This window comes from Peribacillus sp. B2I2 (assembly GCF_041261685.1).
Taxonomy (GTDB): domain Bacteria; phylum Bacillota; class Bacilli; order Bacillales; family DSM-1321; genus Peribacillus.
The window spans coordinates 2,057,809-2,070,324 of the sequence record NZ_JBGCCB010000001.1 but is presented as its reverse complement, the minus strand read 5'-3'; the positions used below and the strand labels follow the sequence as shown (position 1 = coordinate 2,070,324).

Annotated in this window: 11 protein-coding genes; 3 read left to right on the top strand and 8 right to left on the bottom strand. The window is 39.8% G+C overall.

The window, feature by feature from the left end; translation table 11 throughout:
• Positions 1-178: 178 nt before the first annotated feature.
• The gene (locus ABIE66_RS10430; protein WP_289324639.1) at positions 179-580 is read right to left on the bottom strand and encodes a YybH family protein; all 402 of its coding nucleotides are present in this window, start codon (positions 578-580) and stop codon (positions 179-181) included.
• 817 nt (positions 581-1,397) lie between these two features.
• Here ABIE66_RS10430 and ABIE66_RS10425 point away from each other — a divergent pair.
• On the top strand, positions 1,398-3,032 hold the full coding sequence (locus ABIE66_RS10425; protein ID WP_370014637.1) for an acetolactate synthase large subunit: 1,635 nt from the start codon (positions 1,398-1,400) through the stop codon (positions 3,030-3,032).
• A 27-nt stretch (positions 3,033-3,059) separates the two neighbouring features.
• Positions 3,060-4,493 (top strand): aldehyde dehydrogenase family protein, encoded by a 1,434-nt coding sequence (locus tag ABIE66_RS10420; protein ID WP_370014636.1) that lies wholly within the window; start codon positions 3,060-3,062, stop codon positions 4,491-4,493.
• Positions 4,494-4,812: 319 nt separating this feature from the next.
• Here the strand turns inward: ABIE66_RS10420 and ABIE66_RS10415 are convergent, their stop codons facing one another.
• The 4 genes from ABIE66_RS10415 to ABIE66_RS10400 all read right to left on the bottom strand — a co-directional run bounded on the left by ABIE66_RS10415 (position 4,813) and on the right by ABIE66_RS10400 (position 6,525).
• Complete coding sequence (locus tag ABIE66_RS10415; RefSeq protein WP_370014635.1) at positions 4,813-5,115, bottom strand: class I SAM-dependent methyltransferase; 303 nt, start codon at positions 5,113-5,115, stop codon at positions 4,813-4,815.
• A gap of 11 nt (positions 5,116-5,126) precedes the next feature.
• Positions 5,127-5,327, bottom strand: a complete 201-nt coding sequence (locus ABIE66_RS10410) for a hypothetical protein (RefSeq protein ID WP_370014634.1) — start codon at positions 5,325-5,327, stop codon at positions 5,127-5,129.
• A 185-nt stretch (positions 5,328-5,512) separates the two neighbouring features.
• Complete coding sequence (locus ABIE66_RS10405) at positions 5,513-5,941, bottom strand: Rrf2 family transcriptional regulator (protein WP_370014633.1); 429 nt, start codon at positions 5,939-5,941, stop codon at positions 5,513-5,515.
• 200 nt (positions 5,942-6,141) lie between these two features.
• On the bottom strand, positions 6,142-6,525 hold the full coding sequence (locus tag ABIE66_RS10400) for a YkvA family protein (protein ID WP_370014632.1): 384 nt from the start codon (positions 6,523-6,525) through the stop codon (positions 6,142-6,144).
• A gap of 254 nt (positions 6,526-6,779) precedes the next feature.
• On the opposite strand from ABIE66_RS10400, the gene ABIE66_RS10395 reads away from it, so the two are divergent.
• Positions 6,780-8,054 (top strand): IS110 family RNA-guided transposase, encoded by a 1,275-nt coding sequence (locus tag ABIE66_RS10395; RefSeq protein WP_370014631.1) that lies wholly within the window; start codon positions 6,780-6,782, stop codon positions 8,052-8,054.
• Positions 8,055-8,691: 637 nt separating this feature from the next.
• Here the strand turns inward: ABIE66_RS10395 and menC are convergent.
• From menC to ABIE66_RS10380, 3 genes are all read right to left on the bottom strand, one after another.
• On the bottom strand, positions 8,692-9,807 hold the full coding sequence (gene menC / locus ABIE66_RS10390) for an o-succinylbenzoate synthase (RefSeq protein WP_370014630.1): 1,116 nt from the start codon (positions 9,805-9,807) through the stop codon (positions 8,692-8,694).
• A gap of 108 nt (positions 9,808-9,915) precedes the next feature.
• Positions 9,916-10,746, bottom strand: coding sequence for a GNAT family N-acetyltransferase (locus ABIE66_RS10385; protein ID WP_370014629.1), 831 nt, complete (start codon positions 10,744-10,746; stop codon positions 9,916-9,918).
• 148 nt (positions 10,747-10,894) lie between these two features.
• Positions 10,895-12,379: an amino acid permease gene (locus ABIE66_RS10380; protein ID WP_289324632.1), complete on the bottom strand. Its 1,485-nt coding sequence runs from the start codon at positions 12,377-12,379 to the stop codon at positions 10,895-10,897.
• Between the last annotated feature and the right edge of the window lie 137 nt (positions 12,380-12,516).

Genomic DNA, 12,516 nt, shown 5'->3' with positions numbered 1-12,516 from the left:
TGTGCGCTTTACTCGTAAGTTTGCACGATTTACTCGTGAGTTTGGACATTTTACTCGTGAATTTATGTGTTCTTAACTTGTGAGTTCATATTATACCTATAGGGGTATATTGTCAAGCCGTTTAATTCATACTTTTATTAAAAAAATAAAAGCCACCTAGTACGGCAGCTTTCACTAATTACTTTAATTCTTCAATTATTTCAGCACCATAAGAGTTGTCGATTATACAGCGCCATGTACCCGTGGAATCCTTTTTAAATACATATGTCGCGGTTCTTTCCATAGAGAATTCGGAATCGTCTTTTTGATTGGCACTAAGCTGGGCTTTTGCCACAACCAATGCCGTATCACCCGTTTCGATTATTGCCATCTTTTCTTGATTGACTATTAAACTATGATTAAAGTAATCAGCGATAGCAACGAATGCCCGACGTATTTCTTCTTTCCCTTTTGCGAATGTTCCAGGTTTGACAATTAAAGTTGCATCCTCTGAATAGAATTCCATCAAATGATCGAAATCCTCGTTATTTATTGCCCTGTCTGCATTTTTTATGACTTGTTCCAGTTCATGATTTTGCATATTCACCCTCCTATTCCACTTCTCGCACATGAGACCCGACTAATACTAATGGATATTCGACTGCCTTGTTGAGTTATCCTGCTCATAAAGTGAATAAGAAAAATAAACAGTGTAATGAACAGTAAGAATGAAATACAGTGGTGCCATCTCTTCTATGTTTAAGATTCAACTCACGACACGAACTGTAAATTCCAGGAAATGACCATAGTATCACGAGAGAACCCTTCCGCACTTCCTCTAGATATACTTCTGCCCGTACTATTTTTAATTGGTGCTTGAGTTTTTTACTACCATCATAATCCACTGTTTTTCTTTTCCAGCGTTAAAATTTTTCCAAAGATATAATTTTAATTATTCATTAAGACTAGTAGATCGCCTATACTTTGCGCTTTTAACAATATGTTCGTAGTCATCCCTTGAAAATGGCTTCCCTTCAGTTTCCTCGTTAAATAAATATTGCCGAAATTCCGGTCCGACTTTTTCTAGAAAAAATAGCGCACCCTGCCTAGTTCTGGATAATTCCGTAGTATGGGGTGATGCTTCTGATTTCGGTCAAATATTAATAAATTGATAAGAAAAAGGACAATTGCTATTACAACAAGTGCAACAGTAATAAATGAGATGATAATTAATCGACTTGCGATATCCATTTTACCCAACCTAGTTATGACTATTGAGGTTCATTTACTTGAACTCGAATTTCTTTATACAGAGTTGCAAATGTTCGAATTGGTTTTAATATACGCAAATACATAATTTCTAGTAGGCAAAGCCAACATATAGGGAAAGAAATTGAAATGGTCGAGGAGGGAATAATTTGAAGGCATCTGATTTGTTTGTAAGATGTTTAGAGAATGAAGGGGTTCAGTATATTTTTGGGATACCTGGTGAGGAAAATACAGATTTTATTGATTCTCTAATAAGCTCTGATATTAAATTTATCTTGGTTCATCATGAACAAGCTGCAGCTTTTATGGCAGACATTTATGGCCGGCTAACTGGAAAGCCCGGCGTCTGTTTGGGCACATTGGGACCGGGTGCAACTAATTTATTGACAGGGATAGGAAGTGCTTATCTGGATTATTCCCCTGTTGTTGCGATTACTGGTCAGGCGGGCCTTGATCGAATTCATAAGGAGTCGCATCAATATGTGGACATTATTGGGGTTTTTAATGAAGTAACGAAATGGAATCAACAAATTAAGGTGCCGCATACGATTCCGGAAATTATCCGTAAAGCATTTAAAACTGCAGTCATAGAAAAGCCGGGAGCTGTTCATATAGAACTCCCGGAAGATGTGGCGATGATGGATACAGAAGGTGAACCTCTTCCGGTTACACCAATGCCTAGATCCCGCCCAGCCGAGGAAGAAATCAAAAAAGCCGTCGATTTAATAAATCGTGCTAAAAAGCCTATTATTCTAGCTGGTAATGGCGTAGTCCGCGATGGAGCTGCTGAGTCCTTACGGAAATTTGCAGAAGAGAAGCAAATTCCCGTTGTGAATTCGTTCATGGCCAAAGGAGTTTTACCTTCTAACCATCCATTGACCCTTTTTACAGTAGGGATGCAAGCAAGGGATTATGTTCTATGCGGGTTTGATTTGGCTGATCTTATTATCACCGTCGGCTATGATTTCGTCGAGTATTTGCCAAAGTATTGGAACGATGAGGCAATGAATCCGATTATTCATATTGATGCTCGACCGGCTGAGATTGATGCTTATTACCCCGTTCAAGCTGAGTTGGTCGGGAACGTCTCGGAGGCACTTGAAGCCTTGACCACTGGTGTAGCAAAAAAAGAGCTTTGGCCAGAAGTGAAAAAGTTAAGGTCTCAAATCATTGAAAAATTTCATTCTTCTGATGATGTATCAGGAAGCCCTATCATCCCTCAGCGAATTATCGCCGATTTGAAAAGGGCGGAAAAGGGTAATGCGATTGTCATTTCGGATGTGGGTGCCCATAAATTATGGATTGCCCGGATGTATCAGCCGGAAATGCCTAATCACACTATCATTTCCAATGGCTTTGCATCGATGGGAATTGCCATTCCCGGAGCAATCGCAGCCAAACTGGCAAAACCTGATAAACCTGTCATTGCGGTTACAGGGGATGGTGGATTTCTGATGAATGGGGTTGAATTGGCAACTGCAAAACGTCTAGGTCTCGCTTTCGTGATAGTCATTTTCCATGATTCAAAATACGGCCTAATTGAGTGGAAGCAATTGAATAAATTTGATCGTACGAATGCGATTGAATTTACAGACCCAGACTTTTTAGGATTCGCAAAAAGTTTTGGGGTTAAAGGAGTGAAAGTAACCCACTCCGATGAATTGCTTCATGCATTAGAAGAAGCTATTTCGAGTCAGGAAATTGTCTTGATTGATGTGGATGTCGATTATTCGGAAAATGTAAAGCTCTCGAAAACACTAGGTGATTATATTTGTAAATTATAAAAGCAGATATTATTGGAGGGATTTCAGATGAAGAAAAAGTGGCAATTGTGGATTGGTGGTAAATGGCGGGAGGCTAAATCATATGAGCCATTATATAATCCCCATTCAAACGAAGAAATTGCACAAATCGGACAGGCTGAACCAGCGGATGCCGTTGAAGCGATTGTTGAGGCCAATGCCGCTTTTCAGAAATACCGATCCTACCCGGCTCATGCACGAGCAGAAATTTTATTTAAAGCTGCAGCAATCATGGAAGAACGCAGTGAAGAACTTGCGAAAATCATTTCTCTAGAGGCGGCGAAAACGATTCGAAATGCTCGTGAAGAAATGAATCGTACGGTTCAGACCTATCGTTTTGCTGCAGAAGCGTCAAAGAACAATTATGGAGAACAAATCCCGATGGATGCGGCAGTGGGTGGGGTAAACCGTTTTGGCTTCACGGTTCGCACCCCGATTGGCGTCGTTACAGCGATTACCCCATTTAACTTTCCATTTAATCTGGTCGCCCATAAAGTTGGTCCAGCTATTGCGGCTGGAAATTCGATTGTGTTAAAACCTGCCGAACAAACCCCGTTGAGTGCACTGGTTCTTGCCGATATTTTTAAAGAAGCAGGGTTGCCAGATGGAGTATTGAACATCATACCGGGCAAAGGGGATGTTTTAAGTGAAGCCTTGACGACCCATCCACATGTAAAAAAAGTGACTTTCACAGGCAGTGTAGAGGTCGGACACCTTATCCAGCAGCAGGCAGGCTTCCGTAAGCTTACCCTTGAACTCGGATCCAATTCGCCGTTCATCATTGATGAAGGAGTCGACATCGATAAAATTATTCAAAGAAGTGTGATGGGTTCATTTACGAATAATGGGCAGGTGTGTATCTCGATTCAACGAATTTATGTCCACAAATCACTATATCAACAATTTTTAGATCGATTCGTAAGTACAACAAAACAGCTTGTCATCGGTTCCCCACTGGAGGAAAGTACAAATATTACAGCGGTTATTTCAAAAAAATCATTGGAACGGTTACAAAGTTGGATTGACGAGGCAGTACAGGAAGGAGCAAAAATTGAGTGCGGCGGTACAGTGGAGGGCAATGTACTATTGCCTACCGTCTTAACCAATGTAAATCGTGACTCAAAGGTATTTCGTTTCGAAGTATTTGGTCCAATTGTCTGCATTTACCCATTCGATACGTTGGATGAAGCCATCAATGATGCAAATGATTCGCGCTACGGATTGAATTCAGGAGTGATGACACCGAGTATAGAACGAGCTTTTTATGCGGCGGAACGATTGGAAACAGGTGGAGTCGTAATCAATGATATCCCCACTTATCGGATTGATAATATGCCTTATGGTGGCTGGAAGGACAGCGGTGTTGGCCGAGAAGGCGTCAAATATGCGATGCATGAAATGATGGAGCAAAAGTTTATCAGCTTTAAAATAAGCGACAAATGAACATAGGGGAAATTATAAACCCGTAGTATATGAGAAGGCGATATCTTAAAGATTTCGTCTTCTTGTTTTGTCGTAAATTAATGTTTTTATTGTATTATTAATGGGCACAATCAGAAATTATTATTTCCTTAACGTTGCAAATCCGGATTTTCCTGCCTGTACCCCTATAGGGTTAACTCATCGCTGTTATTTACAATAAATCATTCAGCCTGGCAAATCCAGCCCGCAAAAAGTCCAGTAGAATAAAATCTGGTTATATTCGAAAAGCCTGCTCCTGCCAATAGCCTTTAAATATGATTTTCAGGTACAAAGGAGATTTTCATAATGCTTTTGTTAACAAGCTCGTCAAGTTCGGATGAATTGTATCTCGCATCCCAAAAAAGGTTTTCCAAACATTTATTCTGTCTTGAAGTTCTGCATCACCTCGGTCTCCGTACGCACTAACGAGAACGAAAGGAGTTCCTGATCTCAAATTACCTTTAATGGTTCGGAGTAGTTTCAGCTTCTCTTGTTCATCATCAATGAAATGAAGAACCAAGATACAACTTGCCGCATCGAACTTCGAGTCTGAAAGTGGTAAGTCGTCAATTGTTCCATGAAAGAGTCTGACGCGACTTTCCAAGCCTAGCTAAACTACTTTATTTTCAGCAATCTTAAGCATCTTTTCAAGAGGATCAACTCCAGTGAATGATCATTTTGGGTTAGATGGTCCCCATGCCGAATTTCATTTCCGCCACCTGCACCGATCACAAGCAGTGATGCCTCTTTTTCGCCCAATTTAATTCGATAATAAGATTGAACCCTCTCAAATAAGGTATCATATGTGGGAACCATTGTTTACCGCCTCCATCGTTTGATTATGCAATGCCCGACAATACTCACCTGCCCTATATCTTTATTAACAGCAGGCATCCCGGCATTTTGGATGACTATTCAAGAGGGTCCCAACATTTCACCCCATGTTTAAATTAAGTGTTTTACAGACACTTAATATCTATAATTAGTATAAAAAATTAAAATCATAAACCTTCATGATTCTTTGTTGATTTGATTTGTTTAGCAATATCAATAATATATCTATTATTTAGTTCATCCTTCATCTTTTTTTCTGCTTCAATCATCACATTTTCAATTAAACAATCTTCATTATTAAAAACCTCATGTTCCAATGAACAATTGAATAAAGTTGCCTTACCTTCGATTGTATGAATTACATCTAAAAAAGAAATCTCATGAGATTGTCTTACTATACTATATCCGCCATTAACACCAGGATTGGATTCAATTAGTCCTGCTTTAACAAGCTTTGTTAAAATCTTAGATAGGTATGTTGGTGAGAGCTCCTGTAATTTGGCTAATTGTTCTACTCCAATAGACTTTCCCTTTGGAGTTATAGTTAAATAGACCATTGTGTGTAAAGCATAATTTGTGGCTCTTGAATATTTCATGGTTTCTCTCCCTTATAAATACATTAAAGACCCTCAATGTCTGTAATTGATTATAATTTAAGAGGAGATCAATAACAAGGTATTGATCTCCTCTATTCGCAAATCCGACTCACCTAGGACCTCTTCACCTTTCCTGCCCCGATAGCTGCATACAAATAAGAGCCGATGAACAGCTCCTCCGTCATGAAGTAAAGCACCTGTTAGTTGAGTAAGCGATAAATATTAATAATTGCCCATATTAAAATTAAGCCCCAAATCAATACTATTATTGAACCGACTATCCAATTCTTTGGCTTACCGTTTTTCATCATTTTTTCTGCCTTACATTCACAGTCGTTTAAAACAGTCTTTGGTATCATCTTTAATGCAATAATTATCCCTAATGGCACGAGAATTACATCGTCTAAGTAACCAAGAATCGGTATAAAATCTGGTATTAGGTCAATCGGACTGAATGCATAAGCTACAACACAAGCCGTAAACACTTTTGCATACCAAGGCACCCGTTCATCTTTACAAGCAAAGTAAAGGATAAAAATCTGTCGTTTTAAATTTCTCGTCCAAGTCTTAATTTCCTTAAGCATCTTATCTCCTATAATGGTTAAGATTTTATTACGATTATAACAAAGTAAAATTTACAAAAGATTGTTATTGCCCTAACCTCCCTCAATGAAGATAATAGCATAAGCTGACTTAAGGACAGCCCCGATCTTAAGCTAAAGCTCCATTAGCATTCCTGTAGATCGTTAAATATCAGGTTTGAAAAAAATAGAGCCCCTCAGTAAGATACGAGTATAGAGACCAATCTAACTCAAAGTCTTAAGGAGGAAGCCCTACTATGAATTTTAAAATGCAAAACAAACAAAATCAACTAATTGAGAGAATTACGGATCAACATCTAGTTGTTGGTGTGGATATTGCCCAACACGTACACGTGGCCCGTGCTGTAAACTTTCGGGGCATTGTGGTCGGGAAACCCTTGTCTTTTGAAAATAACGAAGAGGGTTTTACTCGATTACTAAACTGGATCCAGGAACTAAAACAAACGAAAAACCTAGACACAACGATAGTCGGAATGGAACCTACCGGACATTATTGGATAAACCTTTCAAAGTGGCTAGTCAAACAAAACATGGATGTCGTCACCGTCAATCCTCACCATGTCAAAAGAAACAAAGAAAATCGTGATAATACGCAATCCAAAAGTGATAAAAAAGATGCCCTTGTCATCGCTGATATGGTGAAGAATGGCTACTATGCCTTCGTTCGTTCTACTTCAGAATCATTTGAAAAACTTCGTGTCCTTATGGCTAACCGAGATGTGATCGTTAAGCGTCTTGTTAGCTCCATCAACCAAATTAATCGCTGGGTAGATGTTGTCTTTCCCGAGCTCCGGCAAGTGTTTAAAGACGTATCATGTAAAGGGGCAATCGCAACCCTACGCCTCTTTCCTACCCCAGCTGAATTATGTTCCTTACAGCCTCAAGATATCGTAACCGGTTGGAAATCATGTATGAAGCGACATTCCGGACATAAAAAAGCCCGTTCCCTGCTTGTATTAGCCAAGCGTTCAATTGGTACGAAACAAGCCCTTGATGCGTATAAACTTCACTTGGGACAGTTATTAGAGGAATACGATCTCGCTTCATCCCAACTCGAAAGAGTGACGCAAGAAGTCACAAACGTCTTGGAACAGATTCCATTCGTTAAGCAAATACTTGCCATTAAAGGAATCAGCGAGATTTCACTAGCGGGAATCTTAGGAGAAGCTGGAGATCTGAGTGGGTTCGCTCACGGGAATGCGCTCCTTCGTCATGCAGGATTGCATCTCGCTGAAGCAAGCTCTGGGAAGTGGAAAGGCCAAATTGTTCTTTCCAAACGTGGAAGATCACGCCTGCGGCGTTACCTCTTCCTTGCGACCATGAGTCTAGTGATGAATAACCCTGAATTTAAAGCCCTACACTCGAATAATGTTAAAGTGAAGAAGATTAAGAAAATGAAATCCATCATGAAACTTTGTGGAAAACTCGCCCGTGTCCTAGTAGGGATAGCTCGTAATGGCTCTACCTATAAACCGGAAATGATCTTCCCACTTGAACAACTAGCAGCGTAAATTTACATTCACATTGTTATTTAACGAAAGTTGGCTTATTCGTAGGATTTCAAAGAAAGCACGAAGTACTGGATGTAATGAACAAAAGGGCAATGACCCGTTCCGTTAGCAAAACCGGCCTTCACCCCTTGGATAGGCATGACGAAGGAATGAAAGGGCATAGGATTATGACCCGTTGAGACATGGGAGGGAAAGCCTCCAGGGGCAGCGTGGAGAATGCGTGCAGTATATGTAATAATATGGGATTTCAACAGATCCCCTATTTCAATCTGCCCTCATCCTATCAAAACGGTCTTATCTCTTTCGTTCATCTAAAGCAACCTATACCATGTGGTTTGAAATCCTGCGAATAAGCGAGTATTCGTGAGCATTATCTATTAAACTGAGGGAGGTCATTAAGGAATTCGACTTTAGTTAAAATAAAAGACTCAATATATCAAATATACATAGTCCTATAAGCCAAAAAGAGATTCCTATTTATCAAGATAAGAAGGAAGAAAAGTTAGTACGATAAACTATAGAAATACCCCTCACTACATAAAAAGGCATGTTCCCTTTTTAGGGAATCATGCCTTTAATGAAAGGAAACTGATGTTGAACCAAGAAACTGCCCTAGACGTATCTTTCAAACCCTATTCTAAGTTAAATTATAAGTTTGACTATGTATAGTATACTTATTGATTTTTTCCAAACTTGGTTCATAGCCAATTCCGGGCAATCCTGGAACCCTGATCATTCCGTTTTCCACTGTAACTTCAGGGTCAATAATATCTTCTGCCCAGTAGAGGGAGGAAGCTGCGGTATCTCCAGGAAGAGTGAAGTTTGGCAGGGATGTGATTGCGATATTATGCGCTCTTCCGATGCCGGATTCTAGCATCCCCCCACACCAAAGTGGAATTTCATGTTCAAGACATAAATCATGGATTTTCTTGGATTCAGTCAAACCTCCGACACGGCCAATCTTGATATTAATAATTTTACAGCTGCCTAATTTAATCGCTTTCCTTGCATCCTCTAATGAGTGAATGCTTTCATCCAGACAAATAGGTGTTTTTAGCCTTGACTGTAAATCTGCATGGTCAATGATATCGTTATAGGCAAGCGGCTGTTCAATCATCATTAAATTAAATTCATCCAAGGCGGATAGCCGGTCTAAATCTTGTAAGGTATAAGCTGAATTTGCATCTGCCATGAGAGGGATTTCAGGATATACTTTTCGGACCTTGTCTATTAATTTAACATCCCAGCCCGGTTTGATTTTTAGTTTAAAACGCTTGTAGCCTTCACCGAGGCGAGCCTCGATCATATCTAGAGTCGAATCAATCGAGTCCTTTATTCCGATGCTTACCCCCACTTCAATTTCCTTTTTTGTTCCACCTAACACACTCGATAGAGAAGCATTTTTCCTTTTCGCATACAGATCCCAAACAGCACCCTCTAAAGCAGCTTTTGCCATATAATTACCGCGAATATGAGAAAAATATTTTTCGGAGATTTCATCAGGATGCCGGATTTCGTTTTTTAGAATAATTGGAATTAGATAATCTTCGAGTATGTGCCAGTTTGTTTTAAGGGTTTCTTCATTATAAAGAGGGTCGAGCATCGCAACAGATTCGGCCCATCCGGATATGCCATCATCGCTTTTGGCTTCAACAAGGATAAAATCCCTATTGTATTCCGTCCCAAAGCTAGTTGTAAAAGGTTGAAGCAAGTCTAGCTTCAGATGCCTCAAAATAACTTGTTTAATTTTCATTAGAAAATTCTCCTTTTGGTTATAAAACCGTTAAAAAACAGTCTTACCATTTTGTATTTAAGGCTGACAGCAGCCTGAATTTTCGAACTCTCATTAAAATTAACTAGTTTATTTTAATGAGAGTACATAAAAATGAACGGGAATTTCTGTTTTAGAATTCTTTATAAAATCTGTTACCTGCCATCCTTGCTGAAATAGATTGGTGAAAATTTCACTAGTTTTCATTCGCCATTCAGTGGCCGCTTGAATATTTGTGTCTCTTATTGTTCGGAAATCCTTTGGAATGGCCACAAAAGCTGTGCCACATTCCTGTTCAGGCAACGGAAGAGTGAGAGAAGGAACAGGTAATCCTTTTTTATCGGTATCCCATTGAATTAGCGAGTTCTCCATCACATAGTCCAGCGCGATTCCCGGTCCTCTATAATCCGTTGTTTCCTGCTTTCCAATATGCCATTCGACAAGGAAGCGGTCTGTAGGAATTCCACCGTTTAACAGGTCATCCATTTCACCATAGCAGTTTGCGATATAAGTAGAACAGACCCCACCAAGCTTGGCTATATTTAAATACCCATTAACACTTTCCAACGGATCGTATGTCCAGGTAATAACGGAATAGCCGAGCTTTATCGCTTCCTCACGTTGTGCCAGCTTTAGCTTTTCCCCTATTCCTTTGTTGCGAAATTGCACATCTATACCCAGCATATGTGAACAAAGATAGGCTGATTGCCCATTGAATCCCGGAAAGCTGTATTGAAATCCAACCAGCTGCTCCTCCATATAAGCTCCTAAAACCAAACCACCGTTTTTCACAGCTGTTATGGTTTGGTGTGAGGGGGTTGAATCGGTTTCTCCCCAAATGGTAGATTCTAGCTTTCTTACGTCCTCTAGCTCTTCAATTCGATGAAGGGAACGAATTACAATTTCCTGTGTTTTCGTCATGGTCATCCTCCTTGGAATAGCACAAGTGCCTTGATAAACCCAACCATAAGATGGCAAAGTTAGTTTCACAGCTGACGGCTTGTCGTGGCTAGGCACTGAAGCTATCATTTAAATACATTATTTTTAAATGGAATACTTTCCATAGAACTTATTCCACTTTACTGAAATCAGCCTCTTGCAATGGAATCATTTTTGTTCTCTTAAAGATTTTGTAGCCTAGAAAAGCCAGGAAAAATAACGGAAGCCCGATATACGAAATTAAAATTCCATACCAGTCAATCTCAGGGCCGAAAAAAGCAGAGTAATTTTGTCCCAGGATAGCCGTTACACATAAAATTGTGGCTAATATCGGACCGAATGGATACCATTTTGATACATAAGGCAAATCTTTCAAATCTCTTCCTTGTGCAATATACGCCTTCCGGAAACGATAATGTGTAATCGAAATTCCTAACCAGGATATAAAGCCGGATAATCCTGCAGCATTTAATAACCAAGTATAAATAGTGCCTTCACCAAAAAGAGAGGTTAGAAAAGCTGCCATCCCAACGATGGTAGAAAAGTACACAGCGTTCACTGGAATGCCGCCTGCATTCACTTTTTTTAGAAACGAAGGGGCTTTTCCTTCTTTCGCAAGCACCCAAAGGACACGAGAAGCTCCGTACATCGCAGAATTGCCTGCAGAAAGAACCGAAGTAAGGATTACCACATTCATAACGGAGGCAGCGATGGCAAGCCCTGCGTTTTGAAAAACTAGAGTGAAGGGACTTACCGCAATATCTTCAATATCCGAGCTTAACAAACGCGGATCATTATAGCTGATTAAAAATCCAATCACAATTATCGCCAAAACATAGAACAAGAGTAGTCTCCAGAAGATTTGCTTAATAGCCTTGGGAATATTTTTGCTTGGGTTTTCACTCTCCCCGGCCGCAATTCCTACTAACTCGGTGCCTTGAAAGGCAAACCCAACCACCATAAAGACGCTTATAACGGATAAAAAGCCTCCTTTAAACGGTGCCTCTCCTTTGGTGATATTTTCAAAACCTACGGCATCCCCTCCCATGATTCCTACAATCATTAATAGCCCTACTGCTATAAAAATAATAATCGTCAAAACCTTTATTATGGCAAACCAGAATTCTGATTCTCCATATCCTTTTACCGATAAAATATTCAGGCCAAATATGATTGCAAGAAATAATGCGCTCCAAATGATGCCCGGAACAGAAGGCAGCCAATATTTCATAATCAGAGAGGAAGCTGCTAATTCAAGAGCGACTACGATTGCATTGTTATACCAATAGTTCCATCCGATCGCAAATCCTAATGCCGGGTCGACAAACCTTGATGTATAGGTACTAAAAGAGCCTGTAATAGGAATAAGGGCAGCCATTTCGGCTAAACTTGTCATCAGAAAGAAAACCATGATTCCGGCAATTATATAGGCAGCTACAGCTCCTCCAGGACCCGCAGTATGAATGATGGAACCGCTTGCTAAAAATAGTCCCGTTCCAATGGTTCCACCGATTGCAATCATGGAAAGATGCCTTGGTTTCAGCTTGCGCTCCAGTTGTTTTTCATCAGTAGCTGCTTGGCCACCGGTTTGTGATGTTTGTGCGATATTTCCCATAAAACACCCCTTCATTAATTTTTAAAGTGAAAAATTTTATTCTCCTGCCACCATAATTACTGGGGTTAATTAAAATATTCGTTCCATAAATAACCTAGATTAAATTTCATATCAGGATGGTGCAGACAAGGCGTTAA